At 56.5% G+C, this 23,356-nt stretch carries 35 protein-coding genes and 3 tRNA genes; 37 read left to right on the top strand and 1 reads right to left on the bottom strand.

Translation table 11 applies throughout. From position 1 onward, the window contains the following. Positions 1-220 precede the first annotated feature (220 nt). The 37 genes from birA to bfr all read left to right on the top strand — a co-directional run bounded on the left by birA (position 221) and on the right by bfr (position 20,243). Complete coding sequence (birA, locus tag AD664_RS01910) at positions 221-1,177, top strand: bifunctional biotin--[acetyl-CoA-carboxylase] ligase/biotin operon repressor BirA (RefSeq protein WP_053144049.1); 957 nt, start codon at positions 221-223, stop codon at positions 1,175-1,177. Next, complete coding sequence (locus tag AD664_RS01915; protein ID WP_053144051.1) at positions 1,167-1,916, top strand: pantothenate kinase; 750 nt, start codon at positions 1,167-1,169, stop codon at positions 1,914-1,916. The genes birA and AD664_RS01915 overlap by 11 nt, the downstream gene beginning before the upstream one ends. 7 nt (positions 1,917-1,923) lie before the next feature. Beyond that, the gene (locus AD664_RS01920) at positions 1,924-2,379 is read left to right on the top strand and encodes a hypothetical protein (RefSeq protein ID WP_053144053.1); all 456 of its coding nucleotides are present in this window, start codon (positions 1,924-1,926) and stop codon (positions 2,377-2,379) included. A gap of 142 nt (positions 2,380-2,521) precedes the next feature. After that, positions 2,522-2,606 (top strand) — tRNA-Tyr (locus tag AD664_RS01925). Positions 2,607-2,631: 25 nt separating this feature from the next. Next, a tRNA-Gly gene (locus AD664_RS01930) sits at positions 2,632-2,705 on the top strand. 26 nt (positions 2,706-2,731) lie between these two features. Next, positions 2,732-2,807: transfer RNA gene (locus AD664_RS01935), tRNA-Thr, on the top strand. Positions 2,808-2,892: 85 nt separating this feature from the next. After that, positions 2,893-4,086, top strand: a complete 1,194-nt coding sequence (tuf, locus tag AD664_RS01940) for an elongation factor Tu (RefSeq protein ID WP_047736380.1) — start codon at positions 2,893-2,895, stop codon at positions 4,084-4,086. 157 nt (positions 4,087-4,243) lie between these two features. Further along, positions 4,244-4,555 (top strand): 30S ribosomal protein S10, encoded by a 312-nt coding sequence (rpsJ, locus tag AD664_RS01945; protein ID WP_003186070.1) that lies wholly within the window; start codon positions 4,244-4,246, stop codon positions 4,553-4,555. A gap of 80 nt (positions 4,556-4,635) precedes the next feature. After that, positions 4,636-5,271, top strand: a complete 636-nt coding sequence (gene rplC, locus AD664_RS01950) for a 50S ribosomal protein L3 (protein WP_003186059.1) — start codon at positions 4,636-4,638, stop codon at positions 5,269-5,271. 12 nt (positions 5,272-5,283) lie between these two features. Continuing rightward, on the top strand, positions 5,284-5,886 hold the full coding sequence (gene rplD / locus AD664_RS01955) for a 50S ribosomal protein L4 (RefSeq protein WP_003186057.1): 603 nt from the start codon (positions 5,284-5,286) through the stop codon (positions 5,884-5,886). Next, the gene (rplW, locus tag AD664_RS01960; protein WP_002555488.1) at positions 5,883-6,182 is read left to right on the top strand and encodes a 50S ribosomal protein L23; all 300 of its coding nucleotides are present in this window, start codon (positions 5,883-5,885) and stop codon (positions 6,180-6,182) included. Before rplD ends, rplW begins: the two co-directional genes overlap by 4 nt. A 14-nt stretch (positions 6,183-6,196) precedes the next feature. Beyond that, entirely contained in the window at positions 6,197-7,021 is an 825-nt protein-coding gene (gene rplB, locus AD664_RS01965; RefSeq protein WP_007924198.1) for a 50S ribosomal protein L2, read from the top strand. 16 nt (positions 7,022-7,037) lie between these two features. Continuing rightward, the gene (gene rpsS, locus AD664_RS01970) at positions 7,038-7,313 is read left to right on the top strand and encodes a 30S ribosomal protein S19 (protein WP_002555486.1); all 276 of its coding nucleotides are present in this window, start codon (positions 7,038-7,040) and stop codon (positions 7,311-7,313) included. A gap of 11 nt (positions 7,314-7,324) precedes the next feature. Beyond that, positions 7,325-7,657, top strand: a complete 333-nt coding sequence (gene rplV, locus AD664_RS01975; protein WP_003103908.1) for a 50S ribosomal protein L22 — start codon at positions 7,325-7,327, stop codon at positions 7,655-7,657. A 13-nt stretch (positions 7,658-7,670) separates the two neighbouring features. Next, the gene (gene rpsC / locus AD664_RS01980; protein ID WP_003176422.1) at positions 7,671-8,357 is read left to right on the top strand and encodes a 30S ribosomal protein S3; all 687 of its coding nucleotides are present in this window, start codon (positions 7,671-7,673) and stop codon (positions 8,355-8,357) included. Between the two features lie 12 nt (positions 8,358-8,369). Continuing rightward, positions 8,370-8,783, top strand: coding sequence for a 50S ribosomal protein L16 (gene rplP / locus AD664_RS01985; protein WP_003186052.1), 414 nt, complete (start codon positions 8,370-8,372; stop codon positions 8,781-8,783). After that, a complete protein-coding gene (rpmC, locus tag AD664_RS01990) occupies positions 8,783-8,974 on the top strand; it encodes a 50S ribosomal protein L29 (protein ID WP_002555481.1) in 192 nt (63 codons plus the stop codon). The genes rplP and rpmC overlap by 1 nt, the downstream gene beginning before the upstream one ends. 2 nt (positions 8,975-8,976) lie before the next feature. After that, complete coding sequence (rpsQ, locus tag AD664_RS01995) at positions 8,977-9,243, top strand: 30S ribosomal protein S17 (protein WP_003194644.1); 267 nt, start codon at positions 8,977-8,979, stop codon at positions 9,241-9,243. A gap of 23 nt (positions 9,244-9,266) precedes the next feature. Then, complete coding sequence (gene rplN / locus AD664_RS02000; RefSeq protein ID WP_008089810.1) at positions 9,267-9,635, top strand: 50S ribosomal protein L14; 369 nt, start codon at positions 9,267-9,269, stop codon at positions 9,633-9,635. Between the two features lie 11 nt (positions 9,636-9,646). Further along, on the top strand, positions 9,647-9,961 hold the full coding sequence (rplX, locus tag AD664_RS02005; RefSeq protein WP_003186046.1) for a 50S ribosomal protein L24: 315 nt from the start codon (positions 9,647-9,649) through the stop codon (positions 9,959-9,961). A 20-nt stretch (positions 9,962-9,981) separates the two neighbouring features. Then, positions 9,982-10,521 (top strand): 50S ribosomal protein L5, encoded by a 540-nt coding sequence (rplE, locus tag AD664_RS02010; RefSeq protein ID WP_003186044.1) that lies wholly within the window; start codon positions 9,982-9,984, stop codon positions 10,519-10,521. Between the two features lie 13 nt (positions 10,522-10,534). Beyond that, positions 10,535-10,840: a 30S ribosomal protein S14 gene (gene rpsN / locus AD664_RS02015; RefSeq protein WP_003186042.1), complete on the top strand. Its 306-nt coding sequence runs from the start codon at positions 10,535-10,537 to the stop codon at positions 10,838-10,840. Between the two features lie 209 nt (positions 10,841-11,049). Continuing rightward, a complete protein-coding gene (gene rpsH / locus AD664_RS02020; RefSeq protein ID WP_017848802.1) occupies positions 11,050-11,442 on the top strand; it encodes a 30S ribosomal protein S8 in 393 nt (130 codons plus the stop codon). Between the two features lie 12 nt (positions 11,443-11,454). Next, entirely contained in the window at positions 11,455-11,988 is a 534-nt protein-coding gene (rplF, locus tag AD664_RS02025) for a 50S ribosomal protein L6 (protein WP_024077677.1), read from the top strand. A 10-nt stretch (positions 11,989-11,998) separates the two neighbouring features. Beyond that, the gene (gene rplR / locus AD664_RS02030; RefSeq protein WP_003186037.1) at positions 11,999-12,349 is read left to right on the top strand and encodes a 50S ribosomal protein L18; all 351 of its coding nucleotides are present in this window, start codon (positions 11,999-12,001) and stop codon (positions 12,347-12,349) included. 3 nt (positions 12,350-12,352) lie between these two features. Then, positions 12,353-12,853: a 30S ribosomal protein S5 gene (gene rpsE, locus AD664_RS02035; protein WP_003186035.1), complete on the top strand. Its 501-nt coding sequence runs from the start codon at positions 12,353-12,355 to the stop codon at positions 12,851-12,853. 2 nt (positions 12,854-12,855) lie between these two features. Next, positions 12,856-13,032 carry a 50S ribosomal protein L30 gene (gene rpmD, locus AD664_RS02040; RefSeq protein ID WP_003186033.1) on the top strand — a complete coding sequence of 59 codons (177 nt, stop codon included), beginning with the start codon at positions 12,856-12,858 and terminating at the stop codon, positions 13,030-13,032. Positions 13,033-13,035: 3 nt separating this feature from the next. Next, a complete protein-coding gene (gene rplO / locus AD664_RS02045) occupies positions 13,036-13,473 on the top strand; it encodes a 50S ribosomal protein L15 (protein WP_042729623.1) in 438 nt (145 codons plus the stop codon). Next, positions 13,474-14,802 carry a preprotein translocase subunit SecY gene (secY, locus tag AD664_RS02050; protein ID WP_003186029.1) on the top strand — a complete coding sequence of 443 codons (1,329 nt, stop codon included), beginning with the start codon at positions 13,474-13,476 and terminating at the stop codon, positions 14,800-14,802. 30 nt (positions 14,803-14,832) lie between these two features. Continuing rightward, positions 14,833-14,949, top strand: coding sequence for a 50S ribosomal protein L36 (rpmJ, locus tag AD664_RS26755; RefSeq protein WP_002555468.1), 117 nt, complete (start codon positions 14,833-14,835; stop codon positions 14,947-14,949). 130 nt (positions 14,950-15,079) lie between these two features. Further along, entirely contained in the window at positions 15,080-15,436 is a 357-nt protein-coding gene (gene rpsM, locus AD664_RS02055; protein WP_042729624.1) for a 30S ribosomal protein S13, read from the top strand. 30 nt (positions 15,437-15,466) lie between these two features. After that, on the top strand, positions 15,467-15,856 hold the full coding sequence (rpsK, locus tag AD664_RS02060; protein ID WP_002555466.1) for a 30S ribosomal protein S11: 390 nt from the start codon (positions 15,467-15,469) through the stop codon (positions 15,854-15,856). A gap of 18 nt (positions 15,857-15,874) precedes the next feature. After that, complete coding sequence (gene rpsD / locus AD664_RS02065) at positions 15,875-16,495, top strand: 30S ribosomal protein S4 (RefSeq protein ID WP_042729625.1); 621 nt, start codon at positions 15,875-15,877, stop codon at positions 16,493-16,495. Positions 16,496-16,517: 22 nt separating this feature from the next. Next, positions 16,518-17,519: a DNA-directed RNA polymerase subunit alpha gene (rpoA, locus tag AD664_RS02070; protein ID WP_003186012.1), complete on the top strand. Its 1,002-nt coding sequence runs from the start codon at positions 16,518-16,520 to the stop codon at positions 17,517-17,519. A gap of 42 nt (positions 17,520-17,561) precedes the next feature. Continuing rightward, on the top strand, positions 17,562-17,948 hold the full coding sequence (rplQ, locus tag AD664_RS02075; RefSeq protein ID WP_003186009.1) for a 50S ribosomal protein L17: 387 nt from the start codon (positions 17,562-17,564) through the stop codon (positions 17,946-17,948). 223 nt (positions 17,949-18,171) lie between these two features. Continuing rightward, positions 18,172-19,626 (top strand): catalase, encoded by a 1,455-nt coding sequence (locus AD664_RS02080; protein ID WP_053144055.1) that lies wholly within the window; start codon positions 18,172-18,174, stop codon positions 19,624-19,626. Between the two features lie 152 nt (positions 19,627-19,778). Continuing rightward, positions 19,779-20,243, top strand: coding sequence for a bacterioferritin (gene bfr / locus AD664_RS02085; RefSeq protein WP_003176400.1), 465 nt, complete (start codon positions 19,779-19,781; stop codon positions 20,241-20,243). A 108-nt stretch (positions 20,244-20,351) separates the two neighbouring features. On the opposite strand, the gene uvrA is transcribed toward bfr, so the two are convergent. Continuing rightward, entirely contained in the window at positions 20,352-23,186 is a 2,835-nt protein-coding gene (gene uvrA / locus AD664_RS02090) for an excinuclease ABC subunit UvrA (RefSeq protein WP_042729627.1), read from the bottom strand. Positions 23,187-23,356: the final 170 nt, after the last annotated feature.

Genomic DNA, 23,356 nt, shown 5'->3' on the forward strand with positions numbered 1-23,356 from the left:
GATGCTGAATGTGCCAACTCAGAAGTGAAACGATGCATCGCCGATGGTAGTGTGGGGTTTCCCCATGTGAGAGTAGGTCATCGTCAAGATTGAATTCCGAAACCCCAATTGCGAAAGCAGTTGGGGTTTTGTTTTGCTCGCAGGAAAGTCATTTTGTGTTTCTATGCAACCGTCTTGCGCATGGCTATCATGCGGGCCTCATTGTCAGGGCGCAGTCTGCATGCTCACGTTGCTAAAACTTCTGAAGGACGGTCGCTTTCATTCGGGTCAGGCGCTGGGTGCTGCGCTGGGTATCAGTCGTAGTGCTGTCTGGAAGCAACTACAGCACCTGGAGGCAGACTTGGGTCTATCGGTTCATAAGGTCCGAGGTAAGGGGTACCAGTTGGCCAAGCCGCTGTTGCTTCTGGATGCGGCGCAAATCCGCGCAAAAGGCCTCTGTGAGTGGCCTGTTCATGTATTCGATTCCATCGACTCCACCAACGCCGAGGCGCTACGTTCCATCGAGCGTGGTGTCGAGGCGCCGTTTCTGGTCCTGGCCGAGAGGCAGGTAGCCGGGCGCGGTCGTCGCGGTCGCAAGTGGGTCAGTCCGTTCGCTGACAATCTCTATCACAGCCTGGTGTTGCGCATTGAGGGTGGCATGCGCCAGATAGAAGGGCTGAGCCTCGTTGTAGGGCTTGCTGTCATGCATGCGCTGCGCGATATGGGAATTGCGGAAGCGGCATTGAAATGGCCCAACGACGTCCTGGTGGGTGACAAGAAGATCGCTGGCATCCTGCTTGAGTTGGTGGGAGATCCAGCGGATGTTTGTCATGTGGTTCTGGGTGTAGGCATTAACGTGAATATGCGCTCGACTGACGAGGTCGATCAGCAGTGGACATCCATGAGTCTTGAGTCGGGTCGAGATTTTGATCGCAATGAGCTTGTGGCTCGCTTGGGTGCGAAGCTTCAGCAATATCTGGCGCTTCATCACGAGGCAGGGTTTGCTGCGATCCAGTCGGAGTGGGAGACGTTTCACTTGTGGCAGGGGCGCGCTGTGTCGCTAATCGCTGGAGTCAATCGAATCGACGGCGTTGTCATGGGGATCGATCACCAAGGTGCGCTGCGTTTGAAGGTGGATGGTGTGGAAAAAACATTTAGCGGCGGTGAGCTCAGCTTGAGGTTGCGTGATGATTCTTGAGCTCGATTGCGGCAATAGCTTTATCAAGTGGCGTGTACTTCGCTCCGATGCGGTAACGCCTATTGACGGAGGTGTTGTCAGCTCTGATGGCGATCTGTTGGTGAGCCTGAAGGATGCCGAAAAATTCCAGTTGAAGAAGTGTCGGCTGGTGAGTGTCCGGACGCCGGAAGAAACTGACTCGCTGGTTGCCATGTTGGTTAATGCATTTGGCGTGTCCGTGGTTCGTGCCGTACCCACTCGCGAGATGGCGGGCGTGCGAAACGGCTATGAAGACTTTGAACGGTTGGGTCTGGATCGATGGCTGGCCCTTCTTGGCGGATACCATCTTGCTGCAGGTGCATGCCTGGTGCTTGATTTCGGTACTGCGATCACCGCCGATTTCGTGGCGGCAGATGGTGAGCACCTCGGAGGGTTTATCTGTCCTGGTATGCCGTTGATGCGTAACCAATTGCGCACCCATACTCGGCGAATTCGCTACGACGATACTGCCGCTGAGCGAGCCCACGAAAGCCTCGCTCCTGGTCGCGCGACCGTCGAGGCCGTGGAGCGTGGTTGTTTGCTGATGCTCAGGGGCTTCGTCCTGACTCAGCTTGAGCTGGCGCGGCAATATTGGGGGCAGGACTTCGTGGTGTTCCTCACCGGAGGAGATGCCAATCTTGTTTCCGGCGTTGTCCCTGATGCCCGAGTGGTGCCTGACTTGGTTTTTGTCGGGCTGGCGATGGCCTGTCCTTTATCTTGAGGTTTTTATGCGCTGGCTGTTTCTGTTATTGCTGGTTTTGAATGTCTTCTATTACGTCTGGCACCAGCAGGAAGCGCCCCTCCGCGCCAAGGATGTCACTCCGCTGAGTTTGTATCGTGGCTCCCAGCAAGATATTCATCTCTTGAGCGAAACCGCAGATGCGCTTGCTCGGCGCGACTCTACAAGCACTGAGGCGCAAAAAACTTCGTGCGTGTACTTGGGTGGTTTGGCGCGTCCGGAAATGGCCAGGCAGTTGGAGCTGCGACTGGCTGCATCGGCTGTCGTAGCTCGCCCCGTGACATTGGGCGCGCAAAACTCAGCTGAGAATGCCGGTTTCTGGGTTCAGGTTTCGCCAGACAGCGGTGCGAAGGTGAATGAAACCCTGGTTCAAAACCTTTCTAAAGAATTCAATGAGTTAAAACATAAAATAATGCCTTGTGAGGGGGTTGCACCCGCTGGGTAGTTTGCATAGAATGGCGCCCGCTTCGCAGTGAAGACCTTTACCGGTTGGCACATCGAAGCGTAGTCAACGCAGCTAACCTCAGGTTTTTAATGAGAAAATGCTTGACAGAAGGCTGGCATGATATAGAATGCCGGCTCGCTTAGGAGGGGTTCCCGAGCGGCCAAAGGGATCAGACTGTAAATCTGACGTCTACGACTTCGAAGGTTCGAATCCTTCCCCCTCCACCAGTTTCTAGCGTGAGCTGCAGGCTCCGCGGGTATAGTTTAGTGGTAGAACCTCAGCCTTCCAAGCTGATGATGCGGGTTCGATTCCCGCTACCCGCTCCAAACTTGCAGGTCGTGCAAAGTGTTTCGCTCTTGTAGCTCAGTTGGTAGAGCACACCCTTGGTAAGGGTGAGGTCAGCGGTTCAAATCCGCTCAAGAGCTCCATATAACAAGGCAGATATGAAAATATCTGCCTTTGTTTTAATGGCTTGTGTGACTCGCTAAATTTCTTCTCCTAGGGGTGATTTCGATGGCTAAGGAAAAGTTCGAACGTAATAAGCCGCACGTCAACGTGGGTACCATTGGTCACGTCGACCACGGTAAAACCACTCTGACCGCTGCTCTGACTCGTGTCTGCTCCGAAGTTTTCGGTTCGGCCAAGGTTGACTTCGACAAGATCGACAGCGCCCCGGAAGAGAAAGCTCGCGGTATCACCATCAACACCGCTCACGTTGAATACGATTCGTCCGTGCGTCACTACGCACACGTTGACTGCCCAGGTCACGCCGACTACGTAAAAAACATGATCACCGGTGCTGCCCAGATGGACGGCGCGATCCTGGTTTGCTCGGCCGCCGATGGTCCGATGCCACAAACCCGTGAGCACATCCTGCTGTCCCGTCAGGTAGGCGTTCCGTACATCGTTGTCTTCCTGAACAAGGCTGACATGGTTGACGACGCTGAGCTGCTGGAACTGGTTGAGATGGAAGTGCGCGACCTGCTGAGCACTTACGACTTCCCAGGTGATGACACTCCAATCATCATCGGTTCGGCTCTGATGGCCCTGAACGGCCAGGACGACAACGAAATGGGCACCAGCGCTGTGAAGAAGCTGGTTGAAACCCTGGACAGCTACATTCCAGAGCCAGAGCGTGCTATCGACAAGCCGTTCCTGATGCCAATCGAAGACGTCTTCTCGATCTCCGGTCGCGGTACTGTTGTGACTGGTCGTGTTGAGCGTGGCATCGTCCGTATCCAGGAAGAAGTTGAGATCGTCGGTCTGCGCGACACTCAGAAAACTACCTGCACCGGCGTTGAAATGTTCCGCAAGCTGCTCGACGAAGGTCGTGCTGGCGAGAACTGCGGCGTACTGCTGCGCGGCACCAAGCGTGACGACGTTGAGCGTGGCCAGGTTCTGGTCAAGCCAGGCACCGTCAAGCCGCACACCAAGTTCACCGCAGAAGTTTACGTTCTGAGCAAGGAAGAAGGCGGTCGTCACACTCCGTTCTTCAAAGGCTACCGTCCACAGTTCTACTTCCGTACAACTGACGTGACTGGTAACTGCGAGCTGCCAGAAGGCGTTGAAATGGTAATGCCAGGTGACAACATCCAGATGACTGTCACTCTGATCAAGACCATCGCGATGGAAGACGGTCTGCGTTTCGCTATCCGTGAAGGCGGTCGTACCGTCGGCGCTGGCGTCGTAGCCAAAGTCATCGAATAAGTCTCTTTTATAGAGTCGACTCGATGAGTGAAAAGGCCCCCGCTTAGCGGGGGCTTTTTTATTGGGTTGACACCTATCAGGGGCGTCTATAGAATTGCGCCTCCTTTTAACGGGCGTATTGCGCCCGGTGGGAATAGCAGCCGGAGTCTGAAATCCAATGCAAAATCAGCAAATCCGTATCAGGTTGAAGGCTTTTGACCATCGCCTGATCGACCAATCCACCCAGGAAATCGTGGAAACCGCGAAACGTACTGGTGCTCAAGTGCGTGGTCCAATTCCACTGCCTACCCGTAAAGAGCGGTTCACCGTTCTGGTCTCCCCGCACGTCAACAAAGACGCGCGTGACCAGTACGAGATCCGTACTCATAAGCGCGTACTGGACATCGTCCAGCCAACGGATAAAACCGTTGATGCACTTATGAAGCTTGATCTTGCGGCCGGTGTGGAAGTGCAGATCAGCCTCGGCTAAGACTCGGTCTTGGTCGTGTAACGCTCTGAAATGGGCGGCCATAGCGGGTGAAAGCCCCGTACACTCATGAGGTTTACAACATGACTATTGGTGTAGTCGGTCGTAAATGCGGTATGACCCGTATTTTCACCGAAGAAGGTGTCTCCATTCCGGTCACGGTCATTGAGATCGAGCCGAATCGCGTCACCCAGTTCAAAACTGAAGAGACCGATGGCTATCGTGCAGTGCAAGTCACTGTCGGCGAGCGTCGTGCTTCGCGTGTAACAGCTGCTCAAGCTGGCCACTTCGCCAAGGCGAACGTTGCCGCTGGTCGTACCGTAATGGAATTCCGCCTTGAAGAAGGCGAGTACCAGGCCGGCGATCTGATCAACGCTGAAATCTTCGCTGCTGGTCAACTGGTTGATGTAACCGGTCAGTCCAAAGGTAAAGGCTTCCAGGGTACGATCAAGCGTTGGAACTTCCGCGGGCAAGATAACACCCACGGTAACTCCGTATCCCACCGCGTTCCAGGCTCTATCGGCCAGTGCCAGACTCCTGGTCGTGTATTCAAGGGCAAGAAAATGTCCGGTCATATGGGCGCCGAGCGCGTGACCGTGCAGTCCCTCGAAGTAGTGCGCGTGGACGCTGAACGCAATCTGTTGTTGGTCAAGGGCGCTGTTCCTGGCGCTACTGGCGGCAACTTGGTTGTACGTCCAGCAGCCAAGGCTCGCGGTTAAGGGGAAGCTGACATGCAATTAAATGTAAATGACGCTCAAGCGATCGAAGTTTCCGAACTGACATTTGGCGGCGAATTCAACGAGACGCTGGTTCACCAAGCAGTCGTGGCCTACATGGCTGGCGGCCGTCAAGGTAGCAAGCAGCAAAAGACCCGTTCCGACGTTTCCGGTGGCGGCAAGCGCCCATGGCGTCAGAAAGGCACTGGCCGTGCTCGTGCCGGTACTATCCGTAGCCCAATCTGGCGTGGCGGCGGTACCACTTTCGCAGCTCGTCCTCAGGATCACTCCCAGAAGCTGAACAAGAAGATGTATCGCGCAGCAATGCGTTCCATCCTTGCTGAGCTGGTGCGTACTGATCGTCTGGTCGTGGTTCAGGACTTCGCTGTTGAAGCACCGAAAACCAAAGATCTGCTGAACAAGCTGAACGGCATGGGCCTGACTGACGTCCTGATCGTGTCTGACGCTGTTGATCAGAACCTGTACCTGGCTGCTCGCAACCTTCCGCACGTCGATGTTCGTGACGTCCAAGGTTCCGATCCGGTCAGTCTGATCGCATACGACAAGGTGTTGATCACCGTGTCGGCCGTGAAGAAATTCGAGGAGCTGCTGGGATGAACCAGGAACGCGTATTTAAAGTTCTGCTTGGCCCGCACGTTTCCGAGAAGGCTACGGTTCTGGCAGACAAGAAAGGCCAGTTCGTTTTCAAGGTTGCTACCGACGCAACCAAGCTGGAAATCAAGAAGGCCGTCGAAAGCCTGTTCAGCGTGAAAGTAGAGCGCGTGACTACCCTGAATGTTCTGGGTAAGAGCAAGCGCACTGCTCGCGGTCTGGGCAAGCGTAATGACTGGAAGAAGGCAGTTATCTCCCTTCAGCCAGGCCAAGATCTCGATTTCAGCAGCAGTGCTGAGTAAGGAAGGGGTGCATCATGGCAATCGTTAAATGCAAACCGACTTCCCCTGGCCGCCGTTTTGTGGTCAAGGTGGTCAACCAGGAGCTGCATAAAGGCGCTCCTCACGCACCGCTGCTCGAGAAAAAATCGAAGTCTGGTGGTCGTAACAACAATGGCCGCATCACTACACGTCACGTGGGTGGTGGTCATAAGCAGCATTATCGTCTGGTCGACTTCCGTCGCAACGACAAGGATGGCATCGCTGCCACCGTCGAGCGCATCGAATACGATCCAAACCGTACTGCTCACATCGCTCTGCTGCTGTACGCAGATGGCGAGCGTCGCTACATCATCGCCCCTAAAGGCGTGAGCGCTGGCGACCAGCTGATCGCAGGTGCCCTGGCGCCGATCAAGCCGGGCAACGCTCTGCAACTGCGCAACATTCCAGTTGGTAGCACCGTACACGGCATCGAATTGAAGCCAGGTAAAGGCGCGCAAATCGCTCGTTCCGCTGGTGCTTCGGCTCAGCTGATCGCTCGTGAAGGTGTCTACGTGACCCTGCGTCTGCGTTCTGGTGAGATGCGTAAAGTCCTGGCTGAATGCCGTGCGACCCTGGGCGAAGTCTCGAACTCCGAGCACAGCCTGCGTTCGCTGGGTAAAGCTGGTGCCAAGCGCTGGCGTGGCGTTCGCCCAACCGTTCGTGGTGTTGCCATGAACCCGGTTGACCACCCACATGGTGGTGGTGAAGGTCGTACCTCTGGTGGTCGTCATCCGGTATCGCCATGGGGCTTCCCGACTAAGGGCGCGAAGACTCGTGGTAATAAGCGTACCGACAAAATGATCGTCCGTCGTCGCAAGTAAATAGAGGGATACGACAGTGCCACGTTCTCTGAAAAAAGGTCCTTTTATTGATCTTCACCTACTGAAGAAGATCGAAGTGGCGGCGGAAAAGAACGATCGCAAACCAGTTAAGACCTGGTCGCGTCGCTCGATGATCCTGCCACAAATGGTCGGTCTGACCATCGCTGTACACAACGGTCGCCAGCACGTCCCAGTTCTCGTGAACGAAGACATGGTCGGCCACAAACTGGGCGAGTTCGCCGGTACCCGCACATACCGTGGGCACGTGGCTGACAAGAAAGCCAAGCGTTAAGGGGTAAGGAAATGGAAGTAGCCGCTAAGTTGTCGGGCGCTCGAATCTCCGCCCAGAAAGCCCGCTTGGTCGCCGACCAGATCCGCGGGAAGAAGGTGGGCGAAGCGCTCAACCTGTTGGCTTTCAGCAGTAAGAAAGCCGCCGAGATCATGAAAAAAGTGCTGGAGTCGGCCGTAGCCAACGCCGAGCATAACGAAGGCGCAGACGTTGATGACCTGAAGGTCAGCACCGTTTTCGTCAACGAAGGGCGTTCGCTGAAGCGCATCATGCCACGTGCCAAAGGCCGTGCTGATCGCATCGTCAAGCGGTCTTGCCATATCACTGTCAAGGTTGCTGACAAGTAACGGAGTCGAAGAGATGGGTCAGAAAGTACATCCCATTGGCATTCGCCTGGGAATCGTCAAGGAGCACACCTCCGTCTGGTACGCAGACGGTCGGACTTATGCGGACTACTTGTTCGCTGATCTGAAGGTGCGTGAGTATCTCCAAGACAAACTAAAAAGCGCGTCCGTAAGCCGTATCGATATCCATCGTCCGGCTCAGACTGCACGTATCACCATCCACACCGCTCGCCCAGGTATCGTTATCGGGAAGAAAGGTGAAGATGTTGAGAAACTGCGTCAGGACCTGACCAAGCAAATGGGTGTGCCTGTGCACATCAATATCGAAGAGATCCGCAAGCCGGAGCTCGACGGTATGCTGGTTGCGCAGAGCGTAGCTCAGCAGCTGGAGCGTCGCGTCATGTTCCGTCGCGCTATGAAGCGCGCTGTACAGAACGCCATGCGCATTGGTGCCAAAGGCATCAAAATCCAAGTGAGCGGTCGTCTCGGCGGTGCTGAAATCGCACGTACTGAATGGTATCGCGAAGGTCGTGTGCCACTGCACACCCTGCGTGCCGACATCGACTATGCCAACTACGAAGCTCACACCACCTACGGTGTGATCGGTGTAAAGGTTTGGATCTTCAAAGGCGAAGTAATCGGTGGTCGCCAAGAAGAACTGAAGCCACAAGCACCAGCGCCTCGTAAAAAAGCTGCTAAGTAAGGGGTACGCCAAATGTTGCAACCAAAGCGTACGAAGTTCCGCAAGCAAATGACCGGTCACAACCGTGGCCTGGCATTGCGCGGTAGCAAAGTCAGCTTCGGCGAGTTCGCGCTGAAGTCTGTTGCTCGTGGTCGTCTCACCGCTCGTCAGATCGAGTCAGCGCGTCGTGCTCTGACCCGTCACGTAAAACGTGGCGGCAAGATCTGGATCCGTGTGTTCCCGGACAAGCCTGTCACCAAGAAACCACTCGAAGTTCGGATGGGTAAAGGTAAGGGTAACGTGGAATACTGGGTTGCCCAGATTCAGCCAGGCAAAGTCCTGTATGAAATCGAGGGTGTTTCTGAAGAGCTGGCGCGTGAGGCTTTCGCCCTGGCTGCTGCAAAGCTGCCGCTCGCCACCTCCTTTGTTAAACGGACGGTGATGTGATGAAAGCGAATGAACTTCGTGAAAAATCCGCACAGCAGCTGAACGAGCAACTGCTCGGCCTGCTGCGCGACCAGTTCAATCTGCGTATGCAGAAAGCAACTGGCCAGTTGGGGCAGTCTCATCTGCTCTCGCAAGTTAAGCGTGACATCGCTCGCGTGAAAACTGTGCTCAACCAGCAGGCAGGTAAGTGATCATGGCTGAAGCCGAAAAAACTGTCCGTACGCTGACTGGCCGTGTTGTCAGCGACAAGATGGACAAAACCATCACCGTTCTGATCGAGCGTCGCGTGAAGCACCCGATCTACGGTAAATACGTTAAGCGTTCGACTAAGCTGCACGCGCACGACGAAACCAATCAGTGCCACATCGGCGACAAGGTCACTATTCGTGAAACTCGTCCGATGGCCAAGACCAAGTCTTGGGCGCTGGTTGATGTTCTTGAACGCGCTGTGGAAGTCTAAGGGCTAGGGGTCGGAGAAATTATATGATTCAGACTCAATCCATGCTCGATGTGGCCGATAACAGCGGCGCTCGCCGCGTTATGTGCATCAAGGTGCTGGGTGGCTCCCATCGTCGTTACGCTGGTATCGGTGACATCATCAAAGTGACCGTCAAGGAAGCAATTCCTCGCGGTAAGGTGAAGAAAGGCCAAGTGATGACTGCTGTCGTAGTCCGCACTCGCCATGGCGTTCGTCGTGCTGACGGCTCCATCATCCGCTTTGATGGCAACGCTGCTGTTCTGTTGAACACCAAGCAAGAGCCGATCGGCACCCGTATCTTTGGGCCAGTGACCCGTGAACTTCGTACTGAGAAGTTCATGAAGATCGTCTCGCTCGCCCCAGAAGTGCTGTAAGGAGATCCGACATGCAAAAGATTCGTCGTGACGACGAGATCATCGTGATCGCCGGCAAAGACAAAGGTAAGCGCGGTAAGGTGCTGAAGGTTCTTGCTGACAACCGTCTGGTTGTAGGTGGTCTGAACCTGGTCAAGCGTCATACCAAGCCTAACCCGATGTCGGGCGTACAGGGCGGTATCGTCGAGAAAGAAGCGCCACTGCACGCTTCCAACGTCGCCATCTTCAACGGCGAAACCAACAAGGCTGACCGCGTTGGTTTCAAAGTAGAAGACGGTAAGAAAATTCGTGTCTTCAAGTCGACCCAAAAAGCGGTTGATGCTTGAACACTGCTAGGTAGAAGACCATGGCACGACTAAAAGAGATTTACCGGAAGGAAATCGCACCGAAACTTAAGGAAGAACTTAAGCTTTCGAACGTGATGGAAGTTCCGCGCGTTACCAAAATCACCCTGAACATGGGTCTGGGCGAAGCGATCGGCGACAAAAAAGTCATCGAGCACGCTGTTGCTGACCTGGAAAAGATCACCGGTCAGAAAGTCGTTGTGACTTACGCTCGGAAATCCATCGCTGGCTTCAAAGTCCGTGAAGGTTGGCCGATCGGCGTCAAAGTGACCCTGCGCCGTGAGCGTATGTACGAGTTCCTGGATCGTCTGCTGTCGATCTCCCTGCCTCGGGTTCGCGACTTCCGCGGCCTGAATGCCAAGTCCTTCGACGGTCGTGGTAACTACAGCATGGGCGTAAAAGAGCAGATCATTTTCCCGGAAATCGATTACGACAAGATCGACGCTCTCCGCGGTCTGGACATTACCCTGACCACCACTGCTCGGACGGATGACGAAGGTCGCGCACTGCTGCGCGCTTTCAAATTCCCGTTCCGCAACTGATTGGAGTAGGAAAATGGCCAAGAAGAGCATGAAGAACCGTGAGCTGAAGCGTCAGCTCACCGTTGCCAAGTACGCCACCAAGCGTGCAGCGCTGAAAGCAATCATCGTTGATCTGAACGCAAGTCCAGAAGCGCGTTGGGAAGCTACCGTAGCCCTGCAGAAGCAGCCACGTGACGCCAGCGCCTCGCGCATGCGTAACCGCTGCCGCCTGACTGGTCGTCCGCACGGCGTGTACCGCAAGTTCGGCCTCGGCCGTAACATGCTGCGTCAAGCTGCAATGCGTGGTGACGTTCCAGGTCTGGTTAAAGCCAGCTGGTAAGCACTGTCAAAGTCTCGGTGTTCGGGGTCTCAGGATCCTGACCGCCGGTGGCCTTGAATCTGGATCAAGCCCCTTTTGGGGCTTGATTCATTTCTGGGGTGTGTCTAGAATACCCGGCTCGCCTGAGCCCGTGTTTTTCATGCCCGGAGTTTCTCGGCGACAAGTAGTAGCCGCAAGGCTAATTTTTTTGCATTAGGAGCGTCTAGCCCATGAGTATGCAGGACCCGTTAGCGGACATGCTAACTCGAATCCGTAATGCCCAGATGGCTGAAAAGTCCGTCGTCAGCATGCCGTCTTCCACGTTGAAGGTGGCTGTAGCAAAAGTCCTGAAGGACGAAGGTTACATCGCGGGTTATCAGATCAGCAGCGAAATCAAGCCTCTGCTGTCCATCGAGCTGAAATACTTCGAAGGCCGTCCGGTCATCGAGGAAGTGAAGCGCGTTAGCCGTCCAGGCCTGCGTCAGTACAAGTCCGTTGAGGATCTGCCGAAAGTTCGCGGCGGCCTGGGCGTGTCTATCGTCTCCACCAACAAGGGTGTGATGACTGATCGTGCTGCGCGCGCTGCCGGTGTCGGCGGCGAAGTTCTTTGCACTGTGTTCTAAGGGGGGATAAGCATGTCTCGCGTCGCTAAGAACCCCGTTAAGCTGCCAGCCGGTGTCGAAGTCAAATTCGCAGGCCAACAGCTTTCGGTGAAGGGTGCCAAGGGCACTCTTGAACTGAACATCCATTCGTCCGTTGAGATCGTTGAAGAAGCTGGTGAGCTGCGTTTCGCTGCTCGCAATGGCGATCAACAGACTCGCGCAATGGCTGGTACCACTCGTGCGTTGGTAAACAACATGGTCCAAGGCGTAAGCCAAGGCTTCGAGCGCAAGCTCCAGCTGGTCGGTGTTGGTTACAAAGCGCAAGCAAAAGGCTCGGTTCTGAACCTGGCTCTTGGCTTCTCGCACCCAGTGGATTACGAACTGCCGGAAGGCATCACCGCTGAGACTCCTAGCCAGACCGATATCCTGATCAAGGGCATCGACAAGCAGCTGGTAGGTCAAGTGGCCGCCGAGATCCGCGACTTCCGTCCACCAGAGCCGTACAAAGGCAAAGGTGTGCGCTACGCGGACGAAGTCGTCCGTCGTAAAGAAGCCAAGAAGAAGTAGGGCATAGCAAATGACCGACAAAAAAGTTACTCGACTGCGTCGCGCTCGCAAAGCACGCCTGAAAATGCACGAACTCGAAGTCGTGCGTCTCTGCGTGTTCCGCTCTTCGCAGCACATCTACGCCCAGGTCATTTCGGCCGACGGCAACAAGGTCCTGGCAAGTGCCTCGACTTTGGATAAAGAACTGCGTGATGGCGCCACTGGCAACATCGACGCGGCCACTAAGGTTGGCCAGCTGGTCGCTACGCGTGCTAAAGCCGCTGGCGTCTCGCAGGTGGCTTTCGACCGCTCTGGCTTCAAGTACCACGGCCGCGTCAAGGCGCTGGCTGATGCTGCTCGTGAAGCTGGGCTGGAGTTCTAAGTTATGTCAAATAACGACCAAAAGCGCGACGAAGGCTACATCGAGAAGCTGGTTCAAGTTAACCGCGTAGCCAAAACCGTTAAAGGCGGCCGTATCTTCACCTTCACCGCGTTGACCGTGGTAGGTGATGGTAAGGGCCGTGTTGGCTTCGGCCGTGGCAAGTCGCGTGAAGTGCCTGCTGCGATCCAGAAGGCAATGGAAGCTGCTCGCCGCAACATGATCCAGGTTGATCTGAACGGCACCACCCTGCAGTACGCAATGAAGTCTGCCCATGGCGCTTCGAAGGTGTACATGCAGCCTGCTTCTGAAGGTACCGGTATCATCGCTGGCGGCGCTATGCGTGCTGTCCTCGAAGTTGCTGGCGTTCAGAACGTTCTGGCCAAGTGCTACGGCTCGACCAACCCAGTAAACGTGGTTCACGCCACTTTCAAGGGTCTGAAGGCTATGCAGTCTCCTGAATCCATTGCCGCCAAGCGTGGCAAAAGCGTCAAGGAGATCTTCTGATCATGGCTACCGTAAAAGTTACGCTGATCAAAAGCATGACCGGCCGCATCCCTAACCACAAACTGTGTGTTAAGGGTCTGGGTCTGCGTCGCATCGGTCACACTGTAGAAGTCCTGGATACTCCCGAGAATCGCGGGATGATCAACAAGGCCTACTACATGCTGCGTGTCGAGGGTTAATCGATGAAACTCAATGATCTGAGTCCAGCGCCGGGTTCCCGTCGCGAAAAGCATCGTCCGGGCCGTGGTATCGGTAGTGGTTTGGGCAAGACCGGTGGCCGTGGCCACAAAGGTCAAACCTCCCGCTCCGGTGGCACCATTGCTCCAGGCTTTGAAGGCGGTCAACAGCCGCTGCATCGTCGCCTGCCGAAGTTCGGTTTCGTTTCCCTGAAAGCCATGGACCGCGCTGAAGTGCGTCTGTCCGAACTGGCCAAAGTGGACGGCGACGTCGTCACCGTGCAGTCCCTGAAGGATGCCAACGTGATCAACCAGAACGTACAGCGTGTGAAAATCATGCTGTCGGGCGAAGTTGCTCGTGCTGTCACCATCGGAAAGGGAATCGGCGCCACCAAAGGTGCGCGTGCGGCTATCGAAGCAGCTGGCGGCAAGTTCGAGGAATAAATGGCTAAGCAAGGTGCTCTCTCTGCGCTCGGCAAAGGCGGTATGTCTGAACTCTGGGCTCGTCTGCGTTTTCTGTTCCTGGCGATTATCGTCTACCGAATAGGCGCACACATCCCGGTTCCAGGTATCAACCCGGACCGACTCGCGGACCTGTTTCGACAGAATGAGGGGACCATTCTTAGCTTGTTCAACATGTTTTCCGGCGGCGCGCTGGAGCGGATGAGCATCTTTGCACTGGGGATCATGCCGTACATTTCAGCATCGATCATCATGCAGTTGATGAGCGCCGTCAGCCCGCAGCTGGAGCAGTTGAAGAAGGAAGGTGAAGCTGGCCGTCGCAAGATCAGCCAGTACACCCGCTACGGCACTGTCGTCCTCGCTCTCGTTCAAGCCATTGGCATGTCCATCGGCCTGGCGGGGCAGGGCGTTTCGTTCACTGCTGACTTCAGCTTTCATTTCGTTGCGGTAACCACTTTCGTGGCAGGCGCGATGTTCATGATGTGGCTGGGTGAGCAGATTACTGAGCGTGGTGTTGGCAACGGTATCTCGATGTTGATTTTCGCAGGTATCGTCGCCGGTCTTCCGAGAGCGATCGGGCAGTCTTTCGAGTCTGCGCGTCAGGGTGATATCAACATTTTTGCCCTGGTTGCCATCGGTCTGCTGGCAGTAGCGATTATCGGTTTCGTGGTGTTCATTGAGCGTGGTCAGCGTCGCATTGCTGTTCACTACGCCAAGCGTCAGCAAGGCCGCAAGGTGTTTGCTGCGCAGACCAGCCACTTGCCGTTGAAGGTGAACATGGCCGGCGTAATTCCGGCTATTTTCGCGAGCAGCATCCTGCTGTTCCCTGCTTCGTTGGGTGCCTGGTTCGGCCAGTCTGAAGGTATGGGCTGGTTGCAGGACATCTCGCAGTCGATCGCTCCTGGTCAGCCGTTGAATATTCTGCTGTTTAGTGCAGGGATTATTTTCTTCTGCTTCTTCTATACGGCGTTGATGTTCAATCCGAAAGACGTAGCGGAAAACCTGAAGAAGTCCGGTGCCTTTATTCCGGGCATCCGTCCAGGTGAGCAGTCTGCGCGCTACATTGATGGCGTTCTGACTCGCTTGACCATGTTCGGTGCTCTTTACATGACGGCCGTCTGCCTCCTGCCCCAGTTTTTGGTGGTGGCGGCAAACGTACCGTTCTACCTTGGCGGGACCTCGTTGCTGATCGTGGTCGTGGTTGTGATGGACTTCATGTCCCAAGTACAATCGCACCTCGTTTCGCACCAGTACGAATCCCTGATGAAGAAAGCCAACCTGAAGGGCTACGGCAGCGGCATGTTGCGCTGAGTAGCGTCCATAAGGTTCGAGGAGTTGGTGATGAAAGTTCGTGCATCGGTGAAAAAGCTGTGCCGTAACTGCAAGATTATTCGCCGCGAAGGTGTTGTTCGGGTAATTTGCAGCGCGGAACCGCGTCACAAACAGCGCCAAGGCTGAGTGTGATTGTGCTTTAAGCCCGGCAGCTAGTGCGCTGCCGGGTTGATTATTTGTTATTACAGCGATATTATCTCGCGCCCTATTTCTTGGCTTCCGGGGCGTAGGTAGCTGTCAATTGGAGTCCCACTGAATGGCCCGTATTGCAGGCGTCAACATTCCAGATAACAAGCATACTGTTATCTCGCTGACCTACATCTATGGTGTTGGTCGCACTACTGCACAGAAAATTTGTGCAGACGCTGGGGTCAACCCAGCTGCAAAGATCAAGGATCTGAGCGACGAGCAAATTGAACAGCTGCGTGGCGAAGTGGCGAAGTTCACCACTGAAGGTGACCTGCGTCGCGAAATCAACATGAAAATCAAGCGCTTGATGGACCTCGGTTGCTATCGCGGTCTGCGTCATCGTCGTGGTCTGCCAGTACGCGGTCAGCGTACCAAGACCAACGCGCGTACCCGTAAAGGTCCGCGTAAGCCGATCCGCAAGTAATCGCCCCAGCGAATCGACAGGAATTTAATCATGGCAAAACCTGCTGCTCGTCCTCGTAAAAAAGTTAAAAAGACAGTGGTTGATGGCATCGCCCACATCCATGCTTCTTTTAACAACACCATCGTGACCATTACCGACCGTCAAGGTAACGCTCTTTCCTGGGCTACCTCCGGTGGTTCGGGTTTCCGCGGTTCCCGCAAGTCCACCCCGTTCGCTGCTCAAGTAGCTGCTGAGCGTGCTGGTCAAGCTGCGCTGGAATACGGCCTGAAAAACCTCGACGTCAACGTCAAGGGTCCAGGTCCAGGTCGTGAATCCGCAGTCCGCGCTTTGAACGGCTGTGGCTACAAGATCGCCAGCATCACCGACGTGACGCCAATCCCGCACAACGGGTGCCGTCCGCCGAAGAAGCGCCGCGTGTAATCCAGGAGATTGTAAAGAATGGCTCGTTACATTGGTCCAAAATGCAAACTCGCTCGTCGCGAAGGCACCGATCTTTTTCTGAAGAGCGGCGTGCGCGCGATCGAATCGAAGTGCAACATTGAAGCAGCACCTGGTATCCACGGCCAACGCCGCGGTCGCCAGTCCGACTACGGCACCCAACTGCGTGAAAAGCAGAAGGTCCGTCGTATCTACGGCGTTCTCGAGCGTCAATTCAGCGGCTACTACAAAGAAGCTGCTGGCAAGAAAGGCGCAACCGGCGAAAACCTGTTGCAACTGCTCGAATGCCGTCTGGACAACGTCGTATACCGTATGGGCTTCGGTTCTACTCGTGCCGAATCCCGTCAGCTGGTATCGCACAAGTCGATCAGCGTTAACGGCAACACCGTAAACGTTCCGTCCTACCAGGTTCGTGCTGGTGACGTGGTTGCTGTTCGCGAGAAAGCAAAGAACCAACTTCGCATTGTCCAAGCTCTCGATCTGTGTGCCCAACGTGGCCGCGTAGAATGGGTAGAAGTAGACACTGAGAAGAAGTCGGGCGTTTTCAAGAACGTTCCTGCTCGCAGTGATCTGTCCGCCGACATCAACGAAAGCCTGATTGTCGAGCTCTACTCCAAGTAAGGGCTAGAAAATAGGTGCATCCATGCAGATTTCGGTAAATGAGTTCCTGACACCCCGCCATATTGATGTGCAGGTTGTCAGTCCAACCCGCGCCAAGATCACGCTCGAGCCTCTCGAGCGTGGTTTCGGCCACACCCTGGGCAACGCGCTGCGCCGCATCCTGTTGTCCTCAATGCCCGGCTGTGCAGTAGTCGAGGCCGAGATTGACGGTGTGCTCCACGAGTACAGCGCCATCGAAGGTGTACAGGAAGACGTAATTGAAATCCTGTTGAACCTTAAAGGTCTGGCTATCAAGCTGCACGGTCGTGACGAAGTTACGCTGACCTTGTCGAAGAAGGGTTCGGGGGTGGTTACCGCTGCCGATATTCAGCTGGATCATGATGTCGAGATCGTTAACCCCGATCACGTAATCGCTAACCTGGCGTCTAACGGCGCCCTGAACATGAAGCTCACCGTAGCTCGTGGTCGTGGTTATGAACCGGCCGACTCGCGTCAGAGCGATGAAGACGAAAGCCGCAGCATTGGTCGCTTGCAGCTTGACTCTTCGTTCAGCCCGGTTCGCCGTATCGCCTACGTGGTGGAAAACGCCCGTGTCGAACAGCGTACCAACCTGGACAAGCTGGTTATTGATCTGGAAACCAACGGTACCCTGGATCCTGAAGAGGCCATTCGCCGCGCTGCAACCATCCTGCAACAGCAGTTGGCTGCGTTCGTCGACCTCAAGGGTGACAGTGAGCCAGTGGTTGTCGAGCAGGAAGACGAGATCGATCCGATCCTGCTTCGCCCGGTTGACGATCTGGAACTGACTGTACGTTCGGCTAACTGCCTTAAGGCGGAAAACATCTACTACATCGGCGACCTGATTCAGCGTACCGAAGTAGAGCTGTTGAAGACTCCGAACCTGGGCAAGAAATCCTTGACTGAAATCAAGGACGTTCTGGCCTCCCGCGGTCTGTCCCTCGGCATGCGCCTCGACAACTGGCCGCCTGCAAGTCTTAAGAAGGACGACAAGGCGACTGCCTGATCGTCGTAATCACCGAACGTTGTGTTTGGTAAGGAATGAACCATGCGTCATCGTAAAAGTGGTCGTCACCTGAGCCGCACCAGCTCGCACCGCAAGGCCATGTTCCAAAACATGGCGGTGTCGCTGTTCGAGCACGAGCTGATCAAAACTACACTGCCGAAAGCCAAAGAACTGCGCCGCGTTGCTGAGCCGCTGATCACTCTGGCCAAGACAGATAGCCTGGCTAACCGCCGCCTGGCTTTCGACCGTACTCGTTCGAAAGCTATCGTTGGTAAGCTCTTCAACGACCTGGGCAAGCGTTACGCTACCCGTGAGGGTGGCTACCTGCGCATCCTCAAGTGCGGTTTCCGCGCTGGCGACAACGCGCCTATGGCGTACGTCGAGTTGGTTGATCGTGCTACCAGCGGCGAAGCTGTATCCGCTGAGTAAGACGGCAACATACAAAAAACCGGGCCTTGTGCCCGGTTTTTTGTTGCCTGATGAAAAGCTGAAGCACCGCTTCGACTGGCTTCGCTATGGGCAAGGTGGCGGCGTTAGATAATAACTATCGTTGCCCATGATTTAATGAATTTGGATACTGTCACTAACATGATCAATACTCCTTTCCAGCCGATTAGCCGGCAGTTCGAAGACCGACCTAGGAAGATTGAGCATGAGCCAGATCAAAACGCTTACGACCGCCAGCGGCGCTCCTGTCGCCGATAACCAGAACTCCCGTTCCGCCGGCCCCCGTGGCCCGCTGCTGCTCGACGACTTTCACCTGATCGAGAAGCTCGCTCACTTCAACCGCGAAAACATCCCTGAGCGCCGCGTGCACGCCAAAGGGTCGGGCGCCTACGGCACCTTCACCGTGACCCGCGACATTACCCAGTACACCAGCGCCAAGCTGTTTGAGTCGGTAGGCAAGCAAACGCCCACCTTCCTGCGCTTTTCTACCGTAGGCGGTGAGCGGGGTTCGGCTGACACCGAACGCGACCCACGCGGCTTCGCCCTGAAGTTCTATACCGAAGAAGGTAACTGGGACATCGTGGGCAACAACACGCCGGTATTCTTCATTCGTGATCCGCTGAAATTTCCGGATTTCATCCACACCCAGAAACGTTTGCCGCAAAGCAACCTGAAAAGCGCGCAGGCAATGTGGGATTTCTGGTCGCACTCGCCTGAGGCGCTGCACCAGGTCACCATTCTGTTTTCGGACCGTGGCATTCCGGATGGCTACCGGCACATGCACGGTTTCGGTAGCCATACTTACAGCCTGATCAATGCCCAAGGCGAGCGCCACTGGGTCAAGTGGCACTACAAGACTAAACAGGGCATCAAGAACCTCGCGCCGGCCGAAGCGGCACGCCTGGCGGGCACCGACCCGGATTACGCTCAGCGTGACCTGTTCGAGGCGATTGAGCGCGGTGACTTCCCGAAATGGAGTGTCTGCATCCAGATCATGACCGAGGCCCAGGCAGCGGCCCATTACGAGAACCCGTTCGACGTGACCAAGACCTGGTCGCAAAAAGAGTTCCCATTGCTCGAAGTGGGGGAGCTTGAGCTCAATCGCAACCCGCTGAACTACTTTGCTGAAGTCGAGCAAGCGGCGTTCGGGCCAAGCAATATGGTGCCAGGCGTAGGCCTGTCGCCGGATCGCATGCTGCAAGGTCGTGTGTTTGCCTATGCCGATGCGCACCGCTACCGCGTAGGGACCAATCACCAGCAACTGCCGGTGAATGCGCCGCGCAGTCCGGTCAATACTTACCAGCGCGATGGCGCCATGGCGTTTGGCAGCAATGGTGGCGCGGCACCGAACTACGAGCCCAACAGCTACGTGGATGCGCCGAAGCAGGCGCCGCGCTATGCCGAGCCGGCACTGGCCCTCAGTGGCGCGGCCGATCGTTATGATCATCGCGAAGACACCGATTACTACAGCCACGCCGGGGCGTTGTTCCGCTTGATGAACGATGAGCAGAAAGCCCTGTTGATCAGCAATATCGCCGGTGCCATGGCGGGTGTGTCGGCAGATGTGGTCGATCGCCAACTGCAACATTTCTTCAAGGCGGATGCCGCTTATGGAGAAGGTATCGCAAAAGCGTTGGGTGTACAGCTTAACGAAGTCTAAACGAGAAGCAGAACCGCCCGCATTAGGGCGGTTTTTGCGTTATTTAGCCCGGTTTTCTCGGATTTTCTTCGCTTTTATTGCGATAGAGCCGTGACCTGAGGGTCAGGTTGGTTCAAACTACAGCCTTTCAAAGCTTGTGGAGATGTAGGGCGATGCAAGGTCACCCGGACGTAATCGATTACCTCAACACGCTGCTGACAGGTGAACTGGCAGCCCGTGATCAATATTTCATCCATTCGCGGATGTACGAGGATTGGGGTTTTACCGAGCTCTACGAACGTATCAACCATGAAATGGAAGAAGAAGCCCAGCACGCCGATGCACTGATGCGTCGGATCCTGATGCTCGAAGGCACGCCGCGCATGCGTCCGGACGATCTGGACGTTGGCACCACGGTGCCCGACATGCTCGCAGCCGACCTGCGGCTTGAATACAAGGTTCGTGCGGCGCTGTGCAAGGGCATCGAGCTGTGCGAGCAGCACAACGACTACGTGACCCGCGAGATCCTGCGTGTCCAGCTCAACGACACCGAGGAAGACCATACCTACTGGCTTGAGAAGCAGTTGGGTTTGATCAAGTTGATCGGTTTGGAGAATTACCTGCAGTCGCAGTTCTGATTGCCGGGTACCGGAGGCAGAGCGTCACTGGATGCATTCCCACGCGGAGCATTAAAAAGCCCCTGTCATCGGTGAGATGACAGGGGCTTTTTCATGCCCGAGCTTTGATCACTCCCGATCACGTTCCAGCAGGGGCTTGAGGTAGTAGCCAGTGTGGGACTGCTTCATCTCGGCCACTTGTTCAGGCGTACCCACCGCGATGATCTGACCGCCCTTGGAGCCGCCCTCCGGCCCGAGGTCTACCAACCAGTCCGCCGTCTTGATCACGTCCAGGTTGTGCTCGATCACCACCACGGTGTTGCCGTGGTCGCGGAGTCGATGCAGCACGTCGAGCAGTTGCTGGATATCGGCGAAGTGCAGGCCCGTGGTCGGTTCGTCGAGGATGTACAGGGTCTTGCCGGTGTCGCGCTTGGACAGCTCGCGAGACAGCTTGACCCGTTGGGCTTCACCGCCGGACAGGGTCGTCGCCGACTGCCCGAGCTTGATGTATGAGAGGCCGACGTCCATCAGCGTCTGGAGCTTGCGCGCCAGTGCCGGCACCGCGTCGAAGAACGCCCGGGCTTCCTCGATGGTCATTTCGAGGGTTTCGTGGATGTTCTTGCCCTTGTATTTGATCTCCAGGGTTTCGCGGTTGTAGCGCTTGCTCTTGCACACGTCGCAAGGCACGTAGATGTCCGGCAGGAAGTGCATCTCCACCTTGATCAGGCCATCGCCCTGGCAGGCTTCGCAGCGTCCACCCTTGACGTTGAACGAGAACCGCCCCGGGCCATAACCCCGCGAACGGGACTCCGGCACACCGGCGAACAGCTCGCGAATGGGCGTGAACAAGCCCGTGTAGGTCGCCGGGTTGGAGCGTGGCGTACGACCGATGGGGCTCTGGTCGATGTCGACGACCTTGTCCAGATGCTCCAGCCCCTTGATGCTGTCGTGGGCCGCGGCTTCGAGGGTGGTGGCACCGTTCAGCGCCGTGGCACTGAGGGGGAACAGGGTGTTGTTGATCAGCGTCGATTTGCCGGAGCCGGACACCCCGGTCACGCAGGTCAGCAAGCCAATCGGGATTTCCAGGTCGACGTTGCGCAAGTTGTTGCCGCGCGCGCCCTTGAGGGTCAGCGACAGCTTCTTGTTACGTGGCGTGCGCTTGGCCGGAACCTTGATCTTCACCCGGCCCGAAAGGTACTTGCCGGTCAGGGAGTCGGGATGCGCCATGACCTCGGCAGCCGTGCCCTGGGCAACGATATGCCCGCCGTGCACGCCCGCGCCGGGACCAATGTCCACGACGTAGTCGGCCAGGCGAATGGCGTCTTCGTCGTGTTCGACCACGATCACCGTGTTACCGATGTCCCGCAGGTGCTTGAGCGTGCCGAGCAGTCGGTCGTTGTCCCGCTGGTGCAGGCCAATGGACGGCTCGTCGAGGATGTACATGACCCCCACCAGACCGGCGCCGATCTGGCTCGCCAGGCGGATACGCTGGGCTTCGCCGCCGGACAGGGTGTCCGCACTGCGATCGAGGGTCAGGTAGTCCAGCCCCACGTTCACCAGGAACTGCAGACGCTCGCTGATTTCCTTGAGGATCTTGTCGGCGATTTCGCCACGGCGGCCGGTGAGCTTCAAGCCGGCGAAGTAATCGGTGGCATCGCCGATCGGCAGGTTGGTGACCGCCGGCAAGGTTTTCTCTCCGACCCACACGTGCCGCGCCTCGCGCCGCAAGCGGGTACCACGGCAGTCGGGGCAAGGCTGGGTGCTGAGGAACTTGGCCAGTTCCTCGCGCACGCTGGCCGACTCGGTTTCGCGGTAGCGCCGCTCCAGGTTAGGCACGATACCTTCGAACGGGTGGGAGCGCTTGACGATATCGCCACGGTCGTTGAGGTACTTGAAGTCCACGCTTTGCGAGCCGCTGCCGTGCAGGATGTACTTTTGCTGGTCGGCGGGCAGTTCGTTGAACGGCTTGTCCAGACTGAACTTGTAGTGGGCCGCCAGCGAGCCGAGCATCTGGAAGTAATAGACGTTGCGCCTGTCCCAGCCGCGAATCGCCCCTTCGGCCAGGGTCAGCTCGCCATTGACCAGCCGCTTGGTGTCGAAGAACTGCTTGACCCCCAGGCCATCGCAGGTCGGGCAAGCGCCGGCCGGGTTGTTGAAGGAGAACAGCTTGGGTTCCAGCTCGCTGATGGCGTGGCCGCAGATCGGGCAGGCGAAGCGCGCGGAGAAGATGATCTCTTCACCGGGCTCGTCGTCCATCGGCGCCACCAGGGCGATTCCGTCGGCCAGCTTCAACGCGGTTTCGAAGGACTCGGCCAGGCGCTGTTGCAGGTCGGCCCGGACCTTGAAGCGGTCGACCACCACGTCGATCGAATGCTTCTTCTGTTTGTCCAGCTTGGGCAACTCGTCCAGTTCGCACAGCTTGCCGTTGACCCGGGCCCGCACGAAGCCCTGGGCGCGCAGTTCTTCGAACACCAGCAGGTGTTCGCCCTTGCGCTCGCGCACCACCGGGGCCAACAGCATCAGCTTGCTGCCTTCGGGCTGGGCCAGCACCAGGTCGACCATCTGGCTGACGGTCTGGGCTTCCAGGGGAATGTCGTGGTCCGGGCACCGAGGGATACCGACCCGCGCATACAGCAGGCGCAGGTAGTCGTAGATCTCGGTGATGGTGCCGACCGTGGACCGCGGGTTATGGGAGGTGGATTTCTGCTCGATGGAAATCGCAGGCGACAGCCCTTCGATGGTGTCGACGTCGGGTTTTTCCATCATCGACAGGAACTGCCGGGCGTAGGCCGACAGGGATTCGACATAGCGTCGCTGGCCTTCGGCGTACAGGGTGTCGAAGGCCAGGGATGATTTGCCGGATCCGGACAGGCCGGTGATGACGATCAGCTTGTCCCGTGGCAGGGTCAGGTCGATGTTCTTCAGGTTGTGGGTACGGGCCCCACGAATCAGGATCTTGTCCAAAGTGGCCTCGCTCGGCGGGCGTCGAAAACGTAGGAGTATACGGGCAAATACTGGATGGATGCACACTATCGGAAGTGAGTTTTACGCCATACATGAAGACTGCGCGGCAAACCGTCGCCATATACCCCCTCAATCGATGGGACTGGTAGAATCGCCGCCGGTTCACATGA

It is taken from the genome of Pseudomonas sp. P97.38 (assembly GCF_001269745.1).
Lineage (GTDB): Bacteria > Pseudomonadota > Gammaproteobacteria > Pseudomonadales > Pseudomonadaceae > Aquipseudomonas > Aquipseudomonas chlororaphis_E.